Annotated in this window: 19 protein-coding genes; 15 read left to right on the top strand and 4 right to left on the bottom strand. The window is 70.0% G+C overall.

The genetic code is table 11. The features are described from left to right. The first annotated feature begins 134 nt into the window (after nucleotides 1-134). From ASF60_RS05250 to ASF60_RS05205, 10 genes are all read left to right on the top strand, one after another. The gene (locus ASF60_RS05250; RefSeq protein ID WP_056181469.1) at nucleotides 135-911 is read left to right on the top strand and encodes a DUF1217 domain-containing protein; all 777 of its coding nucleotides are present in this window, start codon (nucleotides 135-137) and stop codon (nucleotides 909-911) included. 6 nt (nucleotides 912-917) lie between these two features. Continuing rightward, entirely contained in the window at nucleotides 918-1,643 is a 726-nt protein-coding gene (gene flgF, locus ASF60_RS05245) for a flagellar basal-body rod protein FlgF (RefSeq protein WP_056181467.1), read from the top strand. A gap of 4 nt (nucleotides 1,644-1,647) precedes the next feature. Further along, the gene (gene fliI / locus ASF60_RS05240) at nucleotides 1,648-2,973 is read left to right on the top strand and encodes a flagellar protein export ATPase FliI (protein ID WP_056181464.1); all 1,326 of its coding nucleotides are present in this window, start codon (nucleotides 1,648-1,650) and stop codon (nucleotides 2,971-2,973) included. Between the two features lie 138 nt (nucleotides 2,974-3,111). Continuing rightward, nucleotides 3,112-4,386, top strand: a complete 1,275-nt coding sequence (locus tag ASF60_RS05235) for a flagellar hook protein FlgE (RefSeq protein WP_056181461.1) — start codon at nucleotides 3,112-3,114, stop codon at nucleotides 4,384-4,386. A gap of 108 nt (nucleotides 4,387-4,494) precedes the next feature. After that, nucleotides 4,495-6,369, top strand: coding sequence for a flagellar hook-associated protein FlgK (gene flgK / locus ASF60_RS05230; RefSeq protein ID WP_056181459.1), 1,875 nt, complete (start codon nucleotides 4,495-4,497; stop codon nucleotides 6,367-6,369). Nucleotides 6,370-6,374: 5 nt separating this feature from the next. Then, nucleotides 6,375-7,424, top strand: coding sequence for a flagellar hook-associated family protein (locus ASF60_RS05225; protein WP_056181456.1), 1,050 nt, complete (start codon nucleotides 6,375-6,377; stop codon nucleotides 7,422-7,424). Nucleotides 7,425-7,555: 131 nt separating this feature from the next. Continuing rightward, entirely contained in the window at nucleotides 7,556-7,903 is a 348-nt protein-coding gene (gene flaF / locus ASF60_RS05220; RefSeq protein ID WP_056181452.1) for a flagellar biosynthesis regulator FlaF, read from the top strand. A gap of 8 nt (nucleotides 7,904-7,911) precedes the next feature. Then, nucleotides 7,912-8,361, top strand: coding sequence for a flagellar biosynthesis repressor FlbT (flbT, locus tag ASF60_RS05215; RefSeq protein ID WP_056181449.1), 450 nt, complete (start codon nucleotides 7,912-7,914; stop codon nucleotides 8,359-8,361). A gap of 28 nt (nucleotides 8,362-8,389) precedes the next feature. Next, entirely contained in the window at nucleotides 8,390-8,809 is a 420-nt protein-coding gene (flgD, locus tag ASF60_RS05210) for a flagellar hook assembly protein FlgD (protein ID WP_056181446.1), read from the top strand. A 59-nt stretch (nucleotides 8,810-8,868) separates the two neighbouring features. Continuing rightward, a complete protein-coding gene (locus ASF60_RS05205; protein WP_056181443.1) occupies nucleotides 8,869-9,135 on the top strand; it encodes a flagellar biosynthetic protein FliQ in 267 nt (88 codons plus the stop codon). Here the strand turns inward: ASF60_RS05205 and ASF60_RS05200 are convergent. The 4 genes from ASF60_RS05200 to ASF60_RS05185 are packed head-to-tail and all read right to left on the bottom strand — an operon-like array spanning nucleotide 9,132 to nucleotide 12,000. Next, nucleotides 9,132-9,890, bottom strand: a complete 759-nt coding sequence (locus ASF60_RS05200; RefSeq protein ID WP_056181440.1) for a LamB/YcsF family protein — start codon at nucleotides 9,888-9,890, stop codon at nucleotides 9,132-9,134. The two genes, ASF60_RS05205 and ASF60_RS05200, sit on opposite strands and share 4 nt — an antisense overlap. A 26-nt stretch (nucleotides 9,891-9,916) precedes the next feature. Continuing rightward, nucleotides 9,917-10,927 (bottom strand): biotin-dependent carboxyltransferase family protein, encoded by a 1,011-nt coding sequence (locus ASF60_RS05195; protein WP_056181437.1) that lies wholly within the window; start codon nucleotides 10,925-10,927, stop codon nucleotides 9,917-9,919. Beyond that, the gene (locus ASF60_RS05190) at nucleotides 10,927-11,676 is read right to left on the bottom strand and encodes a 5-oxoprolinase subunit B family protein (RefSeq protein ID WP_056181434.1); all 750 of its coding nucleotides are present in this window, start codon (nucleotides 11,674-11,676) and stop codon (nucleotides 10,927-10,929) included. The genes ASF60_RS05195 and ASF60_RS05190 overlap by 1 nt, the downstream gene beginning before the upstream one ends. A 51-nt stretch (nucleotides 11,677-11,727) precedes the next feature. Then, on the bottom strand, nucleotides 11,728-12,000 hold the full coding sequence (locus tag ASF60_RS05185; RefSeq protein ID WP_244478331.1) for a hypothetical protein: 273 nt from the start codon (nucleotides 11,998-12,000) through the stop codon (nucleotides 11,728-11,730). A gap of 340 nt (nucleotides 12,001-12,340) precedes the next feature. Here ASF60_RS05185 and flhA point away from each other — a divergent pair, with 340 nt between their 5' ends. From flhA to ASF60_RS05160, 5 genes are all read left to right on the top strand, one after another. Beyond that, complete coding sequence (gene flhA, locus ASF60_RS05180) at nucleotides 12,341-14,422, top strand: flagellar biosynthesis protein FlhA (protein WP_056181430.1); 2,082 nt, start codon at nucleotides 12,341-12,343, stop codon at nucleotides 14,420-14,422. Continuing rightward, complete coding sequence (fliR, locus tag ASF60_RS05175) at nucleotides 14,419-15,192, top strand: flagellar biosynthesis protein FliR (protein ID WP_244476965.1); 774 nt, start codon at nucleotides 14,419-14,421, stop codon at nucleotides 15,190-15,192. The genes flhA and fliR overlap by 4 nt, the downstream gene beginning before the upstream one ends. A gap of 4 nt (nucleotides 15,193-15,196) precedes the next feature. Further along, nucleotides 15,197-15,598: a hypothetical protein gene (locus ASF60_RS05170; protein WP_056181424.1), complete on the top strand. Its 402-nt coding sequence runs from the start codon at nucleotides 15,197-15,199 to the stop codon at nucleotides 15,596-15,598. 84 nt (nucleotides 15,599-15,682) lie between these two features. Next, the gene (locus tag ASF60_RS05165; RefSeq protein ID WP_056181421.1) at nucleotides 15,683-16,159 is read left to right on the top strand and encodes a rod-binding protein; all 477 of its coding nucleotides are present in this window, start codon (nucleotides 15,683-15,685) and stop codon (nucleotides 16,157-16,159) included. 6 nt (nucleotides 16,160-16,165) lie between these two features. Further along, the gene (locus ASF60_RS05160; protein ID WP_056181418.1) at nucleotides 16,166-16,495 is read left to right on the top strand and encodes a hypothetical protein; all 330 of its coding nucleotides are present in this window, start codon (nucleotides 16,166-16,168) and stop codon (nucleotides 16,493-16,495) included. The last annotated feature ends 7 nt before the right edge of the window (nucleotides 16,496-16,502 follow it).

Here is a 16,502-nt window from a genome sequence, read left to right as displayed (position 1 = left end):
CGTCGCCGCGTCGTGGAGGCACCAGCCTGCCGCAAGGAACCCGGTCCAGAGCGATCCGGCCCACAGCGGGGAGAGTCCGCCCGGATCTCCCTCGGCCCAGACACCGCCGGCCCCACCAGCGATCGCGCCCCGTCATGACCAGCACCTTCACCAGCTATTCGCTGCTCGCGCGTGACCTCGACGCGACCCTGGCGCGCAAGGCCAAGCAGCCCGACGTCGCCCGGGAGACGGCCTACTACAAGGCCAAGATCGCCGACGTGAAATCCATCGACGACTTTCTCGGCGACCGGCGCCTCTATGCCTACGCGATGAAGGCCTACGGCCTCGAAGACATGACCTACGCGAAGGCCTTCATGCGCAAGGTCCTGACCGAGGGCGTCACCGATCGCACGGCCTTCGCCAATCGCCTCGCCGACGACCGCTACGTCGCCTTCGCCAAGGCTTTCGACTTCAAGACCTACGGCGCCTTCACGACGACGCTCGCCGCCGCGACCACGGACACCACCGCCGCCTATCTGCGCCAGAGCCTCGAAACCGACGCGGGCAGCGAGGACGCCGGCGTCCGCCTCGCGCTCTACTTCGCCCGCATCGCCCCGACGGTGTCTTCGGGCTACGGCGTGCTCGGCGATCCGGCCCTGTCGCAGGTGGTCAAGACGGTGCTGGGCCTGCCGGACGCATCGTCGTCCGAAGCCATCGCCCGGCAGGCCGCGATCATTGAGAAGCGGGTCGACCTCACCAGCTTCAAGGACCCGGTCACGCTGCAGCGCTTCGTGCAGCGCTTCACCGCGATCTGGGATGCGCAGAACAACGCCACCTCGGCCCCGATCCTCAATCTGTTCGCCGATTCGAGCGCGCAAGGCCTCGACGCGAGCCTGCTCCTCAGCCTGCAACGCATCCGCCTCGGGAGCTGACGCGCCATGCAGAACGCACTCTACGTGGCGCTCTCGGCCCAGGTCGCCCTGGACAAGCGCCTGAACGCCGTCGCCAACAACGTCGCCAACCTCTCCACCAGCGGCTACCGGGCGGAGGACACCAAGTTCACCGCCCTCCTGGCCCAGGCGAGCAAGGGCGCGGTGGCCTTCGCGTCGTCGGGCGACACCTATATCTCCCAGCGCGCCGGGCCGACGATCAAGACCGACAGTCCCCTCGACGTCGCGGTGCAGGGCGAGGCCTGGTTCGCGGTGCGCGGCGCCAACGGCCCCGTCTACACCCGCGACGGCCGCATGACGATGGACCCGCTGGGCCAGCTGCGCAGCCTCACCGGGCAGCCGATGCTCGATCCGGGCGGTGCCCCGATCCTGCTCGATCCCCAGGCCGGCCCGCCCACGATCGGGCGCGACGGCAGCGTGTCCCAGGGCATCAATCAGGTCGGCGCCCTCGGGCTCTTCACCCTCGACCCGAAGGGCACCCTCACCCGCGCCGAGCCGAACGGCGTCACCTCCAACCTGCCGGCCCGTCCGGTCCAGGATTTCACCCGGATCGGCATGGTGCAGGGCTACGTCGAGGGCGCCAATGTCAATCCGGTCCTGGAGATGACGAAGCTCATCACCATCCAGCGCGCCTTCGAGAGCGCCGCGAACCTGTCGAGCGAGACCGAGACCACCTTTTCGGGGGCGATCCGCTCCTTGAGCCCGCAGGGCTGAGCCGATGACCGATGTCCTCGACCGCCTCGGCGCGGCCCTGGCGACAGGCCGCGAGGCCCTGCCGCTCGTGCGCGTCGGCGGCCCGATCCAGGAGGTCACCGCCAGCGCCGCCCGCGTCGCCGGCGTCGCGCCGTTCATGACCCTCGGCGACCGCATGGGCTTCTTGGCCAACGGACGCGAACAGATCGGCGAGGTCGTGCGCGTCGATGCGGCCGGGGTCACCGTGAAGCCGTTCGACAGCCGGATCGAGGCCGGGATCGGCACCTTGGCCTATCGCCTCGGCGACCCGACCCTGCGGCCCGATCCGGGCTGGAAGGGGCGGGTGATCGACGCCCTCGGGCGCCCCATCGACGGGCTCGGCGATCTCGTGCCGGGCGCCCGCGCCGTGCCGCTGGAGGCTGCCCCGCCACCCGCCATGGAACGGGCGCGGGTCACGACACCCCTGCGCACCGGCGTCCGCGCCATCGACCTGTTCACCCCCCTCTGCCTCGGCCAGCGCATCGGCATCTTCGCGGGCTCCGGCGTCGGCAAATCGACCCTGCTGGCGATGCTGGCCGGCGCCACGGGCTTCGACAGCGTCGTCGTCGCCCTGGTGGGCGAACGCGGTCGCGAGGTGCGGGAGTTCCTGGAGGGCGCGATGGCACCGAACCGGGCCCGGGCCGTCATCGTGGTCTCCACCGGCGACGAGAGCCCGATGATGCGGCGTCAGGCGCCCAAGATGGCCATGGCCATCGCCGAATCCTTCCGTGATGCCGGCGAATCCGTCCTGCTCATCGTCGATTCGGTCACCCGCTACGCCCATGCGGCCCGCGACGTGGCGCTGGCGGCCGGCGAGCCGGCGGTGGCGCGCGGCTATCCGCCGAGCGTGTTCTCCGACCTGCCGCGTCTCTTGGAGCGCGCCGGTCCCGGCCTCGACGGTGCCGGCAGCATCACCGGCGTGTTCTCGGTCCTGGTCGACGGCGACGACCACAACGATCCGGTCGCCGATTCCATCCGCGGCACCCTCGACGGTCACGTGGTCCTGGACCGGGCCATCGCCGAGCAGGGCCGCTACCCGGCGATGCATCTCCTCGGCTCGATCTCACGCCTCGCATCCGAGGTCTGGACGCCCGAGCAGCGCGAACTGGTGCGCCGCCTCAAGGCCATGATGGCGCGGTTCGAAGAGACCCGCGACCTGCGCCTGATGGGTGGCTACCGCGCCGGCGAGGATGCCGAGCTCGACCAGGCCATCCTCCTGGTCCCTCGCATCTACGAAGCGTTGCGCCAGGAGCCCGGCATGGCGGCGAGTGAGGACGCGTTCCTGGAACTCGCCCAATCCCTGCGGACGTGAGGCGGATCATGATTTCCGGTCCGAATTCGACCCCGCGCGCGCCCGGCGCCGCAGGGTCCAGCCCCGCGCAAGCCTGTCTTCCTTTAGTGCCCGCCAGCCGTCGCGCCGTGCCGCGATCCCCATCCTTGAGGTGACGTCATGAGTCTCATCAGCGTTTTGCGCACCGGCGTCTCCGGCATGAACGCCCAGTCGAACCGCATTTCCACGGTCGCCGAGAACGTCCAGAATTCGAGCACCACCGGCTACAAGCGCTCGGCCGCCGAGTTCTCGTCCCTGCTGATCGAGGGCGCCTCGACGGCGAACTACACCTCCGGCGCGGTCGAGACCACGATCCGCCGCTCGATCGGCGCCGAAGGCCCGATCACCTTCACGAGTTCGAAGACCGACCTCGCCATCGGGGGCAAGGGTTTCTTCGTGGTCCAGGACGAGAGCCAGTCGCCCTACCTGACCCGGGCCGGCAACTTCGTGGTCGACGGTCCGAGCGGCAACCTCGTCAATTCGGGCGGCTTCACCCTGCTGGGCTATCCCATCGTCGAGGGCAAGGAACTGAGCCCGGCCCTCAACAGCACCGATGGCCTGGTCCCGGTCAACATGGCGAGCCTCGGCCTGCGGGCGGCGCCCTCCGACGGGGCCGCCATCACCGGCAATCTCTCGGCCGATACGCCGGACAAGACCGGGGTCGTGTCGAAGGACAACTATTCCAAGAAGACGTCGCTCGTCACCTACGACAACCTCGGCAAGAGCGTGACCCTCGACGTTTACCTCAAGAAGTCGCCTGCGAGCGCGGCGGTTGCCGCTGACCCGACCGCCGTGCCGCCGGTCGCCGCTGCGCCGGCCGTTCCCGCCGACACCTGGACTGCCGTCGTCTACGGGCCGGACAACCTCCCCCTCGTCCCGCCGGCCGCCTTCACCTTTGGACCCAACGGCAAGCTGAGCAGCCCTGTCGAGCTCGATGTGCCGGTCCCGGGCGGCAAGACCGTCACCCTCGACCTGAGCAGCACGACGCAGCTCGCCGGAGCCTACGACCTCAAGGGTACCGCCAACGGCCGGGCGCCCTCCGCCGTGACCGGGACCGAGTTCGGCTCGGACGGTGTCGTCTACGCGACCTATGCCGACGGCACCCGGGTCGGGGCCTTCAAGATCCCGCTCGCCGATGTGAAGAGCCCCGACAACCTGAATCCCCGCGCCGGCAACGTCTTCCAGACCACCCTCGAATCCGGCGACATCCAGATCGGCTTCGCCGGTCTCGGCGGCCTCGGCACCGTCAAGGCGAGCGCACTGGAGCAATCCAACGTCGACGTCAGCACCGAGCTGACCACGATGATCGAGTCGCAGACGGTCTACACCGCCAATTCCAAGGTGTTCATGACCGGCAACGAGCTGCTCGAGACCCTGATGAACCTCAAGCGCTGACGGAATGCCGCGCCGCGCCGGCGCGGTTGCTCACGTCTGCACCGCCGCGCCCCTCCGGTGCGGCGGCCGATACCCTCCACGACCCGCCCGCTTGCCAGGAAACACCCGATGGGCCTCGCCCTCGCCCTCAATTCAGCTCGAACCTCGCTGGTCGCGACCTCGACGCAGATCGCGGTCGCCGCGCGCAACACCGCGGGGGCGAGCGACCCGTTCTACACCCGCAAGATCGCCAATCTGGTGGCGGCCGGCGGGGGCAGCGCAGTCTCCATCCAGCGCGCCACCGATTCCGCCCTGTTCGATCGCAAGCTCGCCGGAACCTCTTCGGTTGCGGCGAGCGAGGCGGTCCTCGACGGTTTGACCACCCTGCAGAGTTCCGTCGGCGACACCGAGGACGGTCTCTCGCCCGCCGCGCGCCTCGGCGCGCTCAACGCGGCACTTCAGGCCGCCGCCAACAAGCCGGACGATGCGGCGCTCGCCCGCAACGCGGTCGACCGGGCGCGCGATCTCGCCACGAGCCTCAACACCGGTTCCGCTGCCGTCCAGACCGTGCAGGGGCAAGCCGATGCGGGGATGGCCGACTCGGTCTCGCGCATCAACGATCTGCTGACCCAGTTCGAGGCGGCCAACCGCATCGTCACCCGGGGGACGGCCAACGGGACCGACGTCACCGACGCCCTCGACGACCGTGACCGCATCCTGGCCGGCCTGTCGCAGGAGATCGGGATCTCCACCGTCGTGCGGGCGGGCAACGACGTCGCGATCTACACCGACAGCGGCGTTCCCCTGTTCGAGCGCAGTGCCCGCCGCGTCTCGTTCGTGCCCACCGCCCCCTTCTCGGCCGGCTCCACGGGCTCCCCCGTCATGGTCGACGGCGTGCCGGTGACGGGCGCCAATTCGCCGATGCCGTTGCGTTCGGGCCGCCTCGCCGGGCTCGCCGAACTGCGTGATGGCGTCGCCACCCGCTACCAGACCCAGCTCGACGGCATCGCCGACGCTCTGGTCGACGCCTTCGCCGAGACCGGGACCTTCGCGGTCGGACAGTCGACTGGTCAGGTCAGCGGCACCGGCGCGCTCGCCGACACGGGCGCGTTCCGGCCCGGTGCGGCGCCGGGACTTGCCGGCACGGCCGATTTCAGCGGCGCCAACGAGGTCGCGTTCGCGCTCCGCCTCGCCGATGGCTCCGCGGCGAACATCGTGATCAACAAGGCCTCGATCGGCTCCGCCGCGGCGGACCCGGCGCGCGTGACCCCGGCCGAATTTCTCGCCGCGATCAACGGCCAGATCGCGGCCGACACCGCGAACACGCCGCTCGCCGGCAAGGTCAGCGCCTCCCTCGATGGCTTCGGACGCCTGACCTTCATCACCACGGCGACCTCGGGCGCCGCCGCGCAGCTCACCGTCGCGAATATCGACGCGAGCCCTGGCCGGTCACTGGTCGATGTCGGCTTCGGCATCGTCGCGGGTGCGCCGCCGCGGGAAGCGGGCCTGTTCACCGGCGGGGCCGGTCCAGGCCAGCCGGGCGGCGCCGCCAGCATCCGGATCAACGCCGCCGTCGACCCGCAGCAGGGTGGCGACGTCACCCGTTTGCGGGATGGCGGCATCGCCGGCGCGGCGTACCGGTCGAGCCCGGCGCCCGCCACCGATACGGCCTATCCCGACCGCCTGCGCGCCCTGGCCGCCCTCGTCGGGGCCGACCGCACGTTCGATCCGGCCACCGACCTGAACAGCCGCGCCAGCCTGCAGGACTTCGCCAATGCCTCGGTTGGCTGGCTTGCGAGCCAGCGCCAGGCCGCGACCTCCGAATCGAACTACCAGTCGACCCTGCTGGCCCGGGCCTCGGATGCCTACTCGAACGCCACCGGCGTCAATGCCGACGACGAGACGGCGATGACCCTCGACCTCGAACGGTCCTACACGGCCTCGGCCAAGTTGCTGACGCTGGTGAACGACCTCCTGAAAACCCTGATGGATGCGGTGCGATAGACCCGATGCGGACCAACGCCCTCTCCACCCTGAGCTTCTGGAACACGCCGCGCATCGGGGTCGCCCGCATGCAGGCCGACATGGCGAAGGCCAACCAGGAAATGGTCACGGGCCGCTTCGCCGATGTCGGCCTCGCCCTCGGCAGCCGGACCGGCCTCGCCGTCGGCCTGCGCCAGACCTCGGCCGAACTCACCGCCCTGCGCGAGGGCAACGACGCCGCGACCCTGCGCCTGGGGACGACCCAGGCCGTTCTGAAGCAGATGCAGGGCGGCGCCGACGCCACCCTGACGGCGCTGATCGGCACGCCCCAGGTCCAGCGCGTCTCGGTGCTGAAGGACATGGCGGCCAACCAGCTCGTCTCCCTGACGGCGCTCCTCAACACCGCCGCGGGCGGCCAGTTCGTCTTCGGCGGTACGCGGGCCGGCGAAGCACCGGTGACGGCCTATGCCACCACGCCGGCTTCCCCGGCGAAATCCGCCGTCGATGCCGCCTTCCGGGCGGCGTTCGGCATCGGCCAGGACGACCCGAGCGCCGCCGCGATCACCCCGACCGCCATGGCGAGCTTCCTCGACGGGCCGGTCTTCCGCGACCTGTTCGACGCCGCGGGCTGGAGCGCCACCTGGTCCAAGGCGGGCACCGCGCCCCTGACCAGCCGGATCTCCCTCAGCGAGACCACGCAGACCTCGGTCAGCGCCAATGCGCCGGCTCTGCGCAAGCTCGCGATGGCCTACGTCATGGCCTCCAGTCTCGGCGCTGAGAATCTCTCGGCGGAGGCACGGGGCGTCCTGACCGAGCGGGTCGCGGGGCTCCTCGGCGAGGCCAGCCGGGGGCTCGTCACCCTGCAGGCCGATCTCGGCCGGTCGCAGGGGGCGATCACCGAGGCCAACACCCGCCTCGACGCCCAGAAAACCCTGCTGCAGTCCCAGATCGGGCAGATGGAGGGGGTCGACCAGGCCGAGGCCAAGACCCGGGTCGATCGCCTCTCGACCCAGGTGCAGATCTCCTACGCCCTGACCGCGCAGCTGCGGCAGCTCAACCTCGTCAACTATCTCTGAACGCCTCGACGCTAGGGCGACAGTCCGGCGGGGGGAGCGCCCTCCGCCCGGGTTGTCCCACCCCACACGATGCACCGGCCCGGACCAGCGCCACGGCGCGGCGGGCCGCGGACCCACGGGACAGGATCGACATGTACCAGTTTTCCTATGCCGAGATCATGGAGGAAGCCCCCGCGATCGCCCGCGAGCGGGAGCGCGCCGCCTTCGATCGGGCGATCGACCTCCTGCGCATCGCCGACCGGCCCGACGCGCAGCAGACCGACCGCGCCTCGGCCGCCGGCTTCCTACAGAGCCTGTGGGGCGTGCTGATCGAGGACTTGTCCAGCGAAGATAACGGCCTGGCGCCGGACCTGCGCGCCGATCTCGTCTCGATCGGCCTGTGGAGCATGCATGAGGCCAACGCGGTGATCGCCGCGCCCGAGCGGACCCTGTCGTCGCTGATCGCGGTCAACACCGCGATCCGGGACGGCCTGCGGTGAGCCGGGCCATGCGCCTGTCCCTGCGCGCCGGCGAGCGCGTCTACGTGAACGGTGCAGTGCTGCGCGTCGACCGGAAGGTCTCCCTGGAGCTTCTGAACGACGCCACCTTCCTGCTCGAGACCCACGTGCTCCAGGCCGAGGCCGCCACCACGCCCCTGCGCCAGCTCTACTTCGCGGTCCAGACGATCCTGATGGAGCCGGCCAACGCGGATGACGCCCGCACCCTGTGCCGCAGCCTGCAGGCCGGCATTCTCGCCACCGTCACCGATCCGGATATCGCGGAGGGCGTCGTCGGCGCCGGCCAGCTGGTCGAGACCGGCCGGTTGATCGAGGCGCTGAAGCTGATCCGCGGCCTCTACCCGGCGGAGGCCGCCCTGATGGCGCCAGCGCCGCAGGCGGGCGCGGTCATCCCGGAGCTGACGATCTCGTCCGTCGAATCCCCCGTCCATCCGGCCTGATCCGGCCATCACACCAGGAGGCCCGCCGATGAGCGTCGCCAGCGTCACCAGCCCGGCCACATCTCAGACGGCCACCACCGCCGCCGCCGCCAAGTCGGCGACGGGCATCGCCGCCTCGATGAACGCCGACACCTTCCTCACCCTGCTGATGACGCAGCTGAAGAACCAGGACCCGACCAAGCCGATGGATTCCACGGCCTATGTCAGCGAGCTGGCCACCTTCTCGCAGGTAGAGCAGGCGACGAAGACCAACACCAAGCTCGACTCGCTGCTTTCCTCAAGCTTCCTGTCGCAGGCCGACCAGATCATCGGCCGCACCATCACCTCCGCCGACGGAAGCGCCAGCGGCGAAGTCCAGTCGGTGAAGATCACCAGCGAGGGCGCGCTCGCCCGCCTCACCAACGGCCAGGACGTGCTGCTCACCGAAGGCATCTCGCTGTCGCGCTGACGGCGTTCGGGTTAGACACGGCCCGACGTAGCAACTCTCAGGACAAGGCCGCTCACCGGATGAACGAGGTCGACGCCCTCGAACTCGTGCGCGCCGCGATCTGGACCGTGATCGTCGCGGCCGGCCCGGCGATCGGCGCCGCGATGCTGATCGGCATCCTGGTGGCGCTGCTGCAGGCACTGACGCAGATCCAGGAGGTGACGCTCACCTTCGTGCCCAAGATCGTGGTGATCCTGCTGGTGCTTCTCGTCACCAGCTCGTTCATCGGCGCGCAGATCTACACCTTCGCCGAAGCCACCTACGGGCGCATCGTCACGGGGTTCTAGGCGAAGGCCGCGAGCCCGATCCCGGCCTCGTCCAGGCGAGCCCGGACCGCCCGCGCCATCGTCACCGCATGCGGGCTGTCGCCGTGGACGCAGACGGAGTCGATCCGCGTCGGCAGCAGCGTGCCGTCGGCCGTGAGGAGGCCGCCCGCCTGGACCATCGCCAGCACCCGCTCGGCCGCCACGGCCGCCTCCGCGATCAGGGCGCCGGGCCGGTCGCGCGGGATCAGCTGGCCGTCCTCGGTATAGCCGCGATCGGCGAAGATTTCGGCATGCACCGAGAGGCCCGCCGCCTCGCCGGCCGCGACCTGGGCGGTGCGGGCGATGGCCAGGAGCCCGAGGGCGGGATCGACGGCCCGGACCGCGCGCGCGATGGCGTCGGCCACATCGCGCTCCGCCGCCGCCCGGTTGGCCAGCGCTCCGTGCGCCTTGACGTAGGTCAGGCGATGCCCGGCCAGGGCCGCCAGCGCCTGGGCGGCGCCGATCTGGTAGGCCACCTGCCGCTCGATCTCGGACGCGCTGAACGGCATCGGCCGCCGCCCGAAGCCGGCGAGATCGGGAAAGCCCGGATGTGCGCCCACGGCGACGCCGCGCGCCCGCGCCCCGGCGAAGGTCTCGGCCATGATCCCGGGGTCGCCCGCGTGGAACCCGCAGGCGACATTGGCCGAGGTGACGAGGTCGAGCATGGCCGCGTCGTCGCCGCAGCGATAGGCTCCAAAACCCTCTCCGAGATCGGCGTTCAAATCGATGGTCGGCATCCGGCGTCTCCTCGGCGGGGGCGATCCTAGCCCACCACGCCATCAATGAGGTTGGTGCCGAGCAGAAATTCCGAGGGGAACTCGGTGCGCACCAGGGGCGTGCGCACGATGGCCGGCTCCAGCGCCGTGCGCTCGGCCCGCCGCGCCGCCACCGCCTCGGATACGCCGACGGCGGCAAAGCGCAGGCGCGTGCCCGCCTGCGCCTGGGCGAGGCGGCCGAGATCGGCGCCGATCACCGTGGCGATCTTCGGATAGCCCCCCGTGGGCTGGCGGTCGGCCATCAGCACCAGCGGCGCGCCCGAGCCCGGCACCTGGATGGCCCCCATGGCGATCCCGTCGGAGACGATGTCGTGGGTCCGGGCCGGAAGGGCGGGGCCTTCGAGAAAGCACGCCATGCGGTCGCCGCGCGGGCCGATCCGCCAGGGCCCGGCCAGGAAGGCCGCGAGGGTGGCGGCCTCGAAATGGTCGTCCTGCGGCCCAAGGATGACGCGGATCACCTTAGGGGGCCGGTCCAGCCAGGGGACCGCGAGAAGTGCCGGCTCGCCGATCCCCGCACGCGGATGCGTCACCCCCAAGGTGTCGCCGGCCTGGAGCGCTCGGCCGTGCAGGCCGCCGAGGCCCGACCGGGTGTGGGTCGCGGTCGAGCCCAGAACCGGCGCCACGGCGATGTCGCCCGCGACCGCGAGGCTGCACCAGGCCCCGGCTCGCCCCGCCCGCAGGGTCAGGCGCGCCTCCGGCCGCAGGGTCAGGGCGACGGAACCGGGGAGGGGGCGTCCGTCGAGGTCGATGCGCAGGTCGCCCCCCGCCAGGGCGATGTCGACCGGACTTCCCGCGACCGTGAGCGAGAGCCCGCCCAGCGAGACCTCGATGGCGGTGGCGCCGAGGGGATTGTCGAGGGCGCGGTTGGCCGTGGCGTGGGCGAGCGGGTCCATCGGTCCGGCCGGCGTGATGCCGTAGCGCAGGGCGCCGTGGCGTCCGGCATCCTGGAGCGTGACCCCCGCGCCCGCGCCGAGGATGCACAGCCTGGCTTCCGCCATCATCCGTCCGCCCGCGCGATGATCTCGCCCCGGGCCGCCCGCGCGTCGAGGGCCGCGAAGGTGGCGACGTCGATCGCCTCGAAGCGCAGGGTGTCGCCGGGCTCGACCAGGAAGCTCCGTGGGCGGGCCTCGGAGAAGAGACGTTCGGGGGTGCGGCCGAGGACGTACCAGCCCGTAGGCATCGGGAGGGTCGCCACCGCCGCGAGGCCGCCGCCGATCAGGATCGCGCTGGCGGGATGGGGTGGACGCGGATGGCTTCGGCGCGGGATCGCCAGGGCCTCCGGAAGGCCGCCGAGATAGGCGAAGCCGGGCGCGAAGCCGTACATGTAAACCCGGTACGTGCCCCCCGTGTGCAGGTTGGCCACCTCATCCACCGGCCGCCCGACCCAGTCCGCGACCGCCTCGATATCCTCCGCGAGGGCCGGATCGTAGCAGCAGGGCAGCGTCCAGTCGCGGCCGATGCGCGGCGCCGCGCCGGTCCGGTCGAGCAACGCCGTCACCCGCGCCAGGAGGGTGTCGCGGTCGAGCACCAACGGATCGTAGTGGATCATCAGCGAGCGATAGGTCGGCACCGTCTCGCGCAGTCCGGGGATCGAATCCGCGTTCCGGGCCGCCTCCAGCGCCGCGTCCAGGGCGAGCACCCGGGCATTCAGCTCCGGGTCGACCCGCGCTCCGAACTCGACCACCAGGGCCGTCTCGCCGGCATCGCGGAACCGGACGGGGTCTGCTCCTGCTTCGGCCTGCGACACGGCGTGATCCCGATCCGCTTCAGGGGAGAATCCTGGTGTCTACGCCGGGTTTCAACGGCCCGATTTCTTCTGGCGCTGATAGGTCCGGATCGCCTGGGCGCAATCCGGCGAGAGCTTGCGGATGTTCTCTCGGAAACAGGCCTCGACCTCCGGTCCGCCGGGCGGATGCATACTGCAATGCTCGAGGTAGTCTCCCGTGCAGGAGAGCTTCAGCAACTCACGGATCGGCGTCGCTTGGGCCAGGGCGCCGCTCGGCAAGAGGACGGCGCTGCTCGGCAAGAGGACGGCGCCGAGCAGAAGGAGCGTGGAGCTGATCTTGGGCATGGGTCGATGGAAACTTTCGAAGACGCGACGCGGATGTTGCTGGCCCGGGTTGAAGTCCCGAGCCTCAGCAACGCCCGCGCCGTCTTTAGCACGAGGTTGTCTTCGGAACGGAATCGTCGGCCTTCACGCTGTCCTCGACCACATGCGTCTCCCTGTCGGGACCATGCGGTCGATCGATGGGTCGGACGCTTGCACGGAGGGGTGTCCAATCCGCCCTCGCCCCGTCCTTTCTGAGGGAAGCCGCAGATCCCGTTCCTGACGGTGGCAGCCCTGATGCGATCCTCGCGCAAGCTTGCGCAGCGACAAGCCCGTATCGGTTCACGGGGGTTGAGTATCCGCCATGGCGGCAAGCGCCACGATTGCAGGAGAGCGCCGGTCCCAGCGGGACATCGGCTTCGCGGCGGGCATCGTCGCCATCCTGGCGATCCTGTTCCTGCCGGTGCCGGCGATCCTGCTCGATGTCGGGCTCGCCTTCTCGATCGCCCTGTCGGTGCTGATCCTGATGGTGGCGCTGTGGATCAAGAAGCCGCTCGAGTTCTCGGCCTTTCCGACCGTCCTTCTCATTGCCACCCTGCTGCGGCTGGCGCTCGGCATCGCCACCACCCGGCTGATCCTGGCCAACGGCCAGCACGGCGTGGCGGCGGCCGGTCACGTCATCCAGGGCTTCTCACAGTTCGTGATGAGCGGCGATTTCGTCATCGGCATCGTGGTCTTCCTGATCCTGATCACGGTGAACTTCCTCGTCATCACCAAGGGCGCGACCCGCATCGCGGAAGTCGGCGCGCGCTTCACGCTCGACGCGATCCCCGGCAAGCAGATGGCGATCGACGCCGATCTCAATGCCGGGCTCATCGACGACAAGGAAGCCCAGCACCGCCGCCGCGAACTGGAGGAGGAGAGCGCCTTCTTCGGCTCCATGGACGGCGCCTCGAAGTTCGTGCGCGGCGAGGCCATCGCCTCCCTCATCACCATCGCCGTCAACGTCTTCGGCGGCATCATCATCGGCACCACCCGCCACGGCATGCCGCTGGGCCAGGCGGCCGACGTCTTCACCAAGCTCTCGGTCGGCGACGGCCTCGTCTCGCAGATCCCGGCCCTGATCGTTTCGCTGGCCGCCGGCCTGCTGGTCTCCAAGGGCGGCACGCGCGGCACGGCCGAGCAGGCGGTGCTCGGCCAGCTCGGCGCCTATCCCCGCGCCCTGTGGGTCGCTTCGGCGCTGATGTCGATGTTCGCCCTGGTGCCGGGCCTGCCGTTCCTGCCCTTCATGGTCCTGTCCGGGCTGATGGCCTTCACCGCCTACGCCATTCCGCGCCGGCTCGCCGCCCAGCAGGCTCTGGTCGATGCCAAGACCGCCGATGAAGAGGAGAAGAAGCAGATCGCGGTCCGCGAATCCGTCAAGGAATCGCTGAAGACCCCGGAGATCGAGCTGTGCCTCGGACGCCAGATCTCGGCTCAGATCCAGGGCGGGCAATCCGAACTGTCGCACCGGGTCGCCAAGATGCGCCGCAAGTTCGCGCGCCAGTACGGCTTCGTGGTGCCGGACATCAAGCTGACCGACAGCCTCGCTGTGCCGCCGAAATCCTACCAGATCCTGATCCACGGCACCGTGGTGGCGACCCAGGAGCTGCGGCCCGGTGAACTGCTCGTGGTGGTGGGCGACGGGCCGGTGCCGGACGTGCCGAGCGACGAGGTGCGGGAACCCGCCTTCGGTATGAAGGCGCGCTGGGTGCTCGACGCCTATGCGGGCGAGGTCCGGCGCGGCGGATTCGAACCCATCGACGGTTCGTCCGTGCTGCTGACCCATCTGTCCGAAGTCATCCGCAACAACCTGCCGACGCTGCTGTCCTACAAGGACATGCGCAACCTGCTCGACCGCCTCGACCCCGAGTACAAGCGCCTGCTCGACGAGATCTGCCCGTCGCAGATCTCCTATTCGGGCCTGCAGGCGGTGCTCAAGTTGCTGCTCTCCGAGCGGGTGTCGATCCGCAACCTGCACCTCATCCTGGAGGCGGTGGCCGAGATCACGCCCCATGCCCGCCGGGCCGAGCAGATCGCCGAGCATGTCCGCATGCGTATCGCCCAGCAGATCTGCGGCGACCTGGCCGAGAACGGCGTTCTGGCGGTGCTGCGCCTGGGGAGCGCCTGGGACCTTTCCTTCCACCAGAGCCTGAAGCGCGACGGCAAGGGCGAGGTCATCGAGTTCGACATCGACCCGCGCTTGGTGGAGCAGTTCGGCACCGAGGCCTCCGAAGCCATCCGCAAGCAGATGCGCGAGACCCGCAACTTCGCTCTCGTCACCGCGCCGGACGCCCGCCCCTACGTGCGCATGATCATCGAGCGGCTCTATCCGACGCTGGCCGTGCTCTCGCACCTGGAGATCGCCCGCGGCGTCGAGATCCGCTCCCTCGGGACGATCTCGTGACGGTGCTGTCGGCCGCGAGTCTGTTCGCGCCCGAGAGTTTCCTGGGTGTGTTCCTGATCTTCTGCCGCGTCGGCGCCTGCCTCCTGGTCGTCCCGGGCTTCTCCAGCCCCCGCGTTCCGGCGCAGGTCCGCCTCCTGATCTCGCTCGCGGTCTCGCTCGCCCTGACTCCGCTGCTGCTGCCGCTGTTCCAGGGCAAGCTCTCCGCGCAGGATCCCGGCGCGACCTTCGGCTGGATCGTCACCGAGAGCCTGACCGGCCTCGTCCTCGGCTTCCTCGGTCGGATCTACTACGTGGTCCTCGAGACCGTGGTGAACGCCGCCGCCACCATGGTGGGCTTCGGCGGCATGCCGGGCTCCGTCGCCGAGGGCATGGACCCGGTGCCGGCCGTCGAGGCGATGATCATGATGGCGGCCGCCGCCCTGCTGTTCGCCGCCGACCTGCATTGGGAGCTGTTTCGCGGCCTGATCGATTCCTACGGCCGAATCCCGCCCGGCGAGGGTATCGGCTCGCAGGTCGCCCTGGTGCGCATCGTCGATCAGGTGACCACGGCCTTCGTCCTCGGCCTGCGCATCACCGCGCCGTTCCTCGTCTACGCGGTGGCGGTGAATCTCGCGGCCGGATTCATCAACAAGCTCGTGCCGCAGATCCCGGTCTACTTCATCGCCACGCCGTTCATCATGGCAGGGGGGCTGATGCTGCTGTACCTGATCAGCAACGAATTCCTAATGCAGTTCGTGATGGGCTACTTCGACTACCTGCGCCGGGGCTGAGACCATGACCACCCGCCTTCGCCTCGTCCGCGCCCAGCGCCTACTCAAGGTCCAGGAGCAGATGCGGAGCCTCGCCGAGCGCGATCTCGCCGACGCCCGCGCGAAGGCCGCCAGGATCGAGGCCGACCGGGCCGCCCTGCTGACGACACTCGCCGGCGAGACCATGCAGGGCCTGTTCCTGGACGCCGCGTCCCGTCGCCTGCGCGGTCTCGCCAGCGAGGCGACCGAAATCGCCGCGACCTCGACGCGACTGTCTGAAATACTGCGCGCCCGGGGCCTCGCCGAAAAGCGCACCGCGCGGCAGGCCGAAAGCCTCGCGAAGCTCCGCACCCACGAGCGCGAGCAGCACGCTCTGCAGGAGCAACTCGACCTCATGGTCGCCCGCGCCGGCCACGCCCCGGACTGATCGCCGCCACGACGCAAGCCTGCCGAAAGCCACGGCGTCTAAGCCCCTGAACAATCGGCCCCTCGAACCCGACCGGCGCCCGCCATGAGCATCTCTCCACCGACCGACATCGTCCTGGACGTGGCCCGCGCCGCCGATCCGGGCCGCGTGCAGGAGGCAGCCGCCAAGCTGTCGGCTCCGGGAGCCGATCCTGCGGCCTTCGGTGATGCTTACCGCATGGCCGGCGTCTCGGTGCACATGCCCCTCGATGCACGCGGGACGCTGACCGCCCTGCAGACCGACAACGCGGTCTCGGGAGCCGGCAAGGCGGGCGATCCCTACAAGCAGTTCGAAGCGTTCGTTCTGCGCCAGTTCGTCGAGACCATGATGCCGTCGAAGTCCAACGCCGTTTTCGGCAAGGGCAATGCCGGCGGGATCTGGAAATCGATGCTGGCGGATCAGGTCGGTACGCAGGTGGCCAAGGCCGGCGGCCTCGGTATCGCGAAGATGCTTGAGGCGGCCCGTCCGCTGCACCCGGCGGCCCCCTCCAATGCTTTGTCCAACAAGACCTCCGAGATCTGAACGACCATGCTGCTCGCATCCCTGAAGCGCCTCGAAGCGACCGTCGCGGCCGAGACCGAAGCGCTCCTGGCGCATCGCCCGATCGATCAGGAGGCGGTGAACCGGCGCAAGAGCCAGAGCCTGCTCGAACTTACACGCCTGACGCGCGGCCTTGATCCTGCCGAGCTCGAGCCGCCGCTGTTGGATCAGCTCCTGCGCCTGCGCGGGGTCCTGGAGCGCAACCAGGACGTCGTGGGACTGCATCTGCGTGCCGTCGAGGAGATCTCCGGCATCGTCGCGGACACCCTCCGCGATGCCGAATCCGATGGCACCTATTCCGGCCACGTCCGACGCTGAGGCCTGC

The sequence above is a fragment of the Methylobacterium sp. Leaf113 genome (assembly GCF_001423325.1).
In the GTDB taxonomy this organism is placed as follows: Bacteria; Pseudomonadota; Alphaproteobacteria; order Rhizobiales; family Beijerinckiaceae; genus Methylobacterium.
This window is presented reverse-complemented; position numbering and strand designations above follow the sequence as displayed.

Coding starts and splice junctions, on each gene's coding strand:
- ASF60_RS05200 (WP_056181440.1), bottom strand. CDS start 9,890: ATGCCGACCATCGATTTGAACGCCGATCTCGGAGAGGGTTTTGGAGCC.
- flgF (WP_056181467.1), top strand. CDS start 918: ATGCAGAACGCACTCTACGTGGCGCTCTCGGCCCAGGTCGCCCTGGAC.
- flgD (WP_056181446.1), top strand. CDS start 8,390: ATGAGCGTCGCCAGCGTCACCAGCCCGGCCACATCTCAGACGGCCACC.
- ASF60_RS05185 (WP_244478331.1), bottom strand. CDS start 12,000: ATGCCCAAGATCAGCTCCACGCTCCTTCTGCTCGGCGCCGTCCTCTTG.
- ASF60_RS05170 (WP_056181424.1), top strand. CDS start 15,197: ATGACCACCCGCCTTCGCCTCGTCCGCGCCCAGCGCCTACTCAAGGTC.
- flhA (WP_056181430.1), top strand. CDS start 12,341: ATGGCGGCAAGCGCCACGATTGCAGGAGAGCGCCGGTCCCAGCGGGAC.
- ASF60_RS05165 (WP_056181421.1), top strand. CDS start 15,683: ATGAGCATCTCTCCACCGACCGACATCGTCCTGGACGTGGCCCGCGCC.
- ASF60_RS05235 (WP_056181461.1), top strand. CDS start 3,112: ATGAGTCTCATCAGCGTTTTGCGCACCGGCGTCTCCGGCATGAACGCC.
- flbT (WP_056181449.1), top strand. CDS start 7,912: ATGCGCCTGTCCCTGCGCGCCGGCGAGCGCGTCTACGTGAACGGTGCA.
- ASF60_RS05160 (WP_056181418.1), top strand. CDS start 16,166: ATGCTGCTCGCATCCCTGAAGCGCCTCGAAGCGACCGTCGCGGCCGAG.
- ASF60_RS05195 (WP_056181437.1), bottom strand. CDS start 10,927: ATGGCGGAAGCCAGGCTGTGCATCCTCGGCGCGGGCGCGGGGGTCACG.
- flaF (WP_056181452.1), top strand. CDS start 7,556: ATGTACCAGTTTTCCTATGCCGAGATCATGGAGGAAGCCCCCGCGATC.
- ASF60_RS05250 (WP_056181469.1), top strand. CDS start 135: ATGACCAGCACCTTCACCAGCTATTCGCTGCTCGCGCGTGACCTCGAC.
- flgK (WP_056181459.1), top strand. CDS start 4,495: ATGGGCCTCGCCCTCGCCCTCAATTCAGCTCGAACCTCGCTGGTCGCG.
- ASF60_RS05225 (WP_056181456.1), top strand. CDS start 6,375: ATGCGGACCAACGCCCTCTCCACCCTGAGCTTCTGGAACACGCCGCGC.
- fliI (WP_056181464.1), top strand. CDS start 1,648: ATGACCGATGTCCTCGACCGCCTCGGCGCGGCCCTGGCGACAGGCCGC.
- ASF60_RS05205 (WP_056181443.1), top strand. CDS start 8,869: ATGAACGAGGTCGACGCCCTCGAACTCGTGCGCGCCGCGATCTGGACC.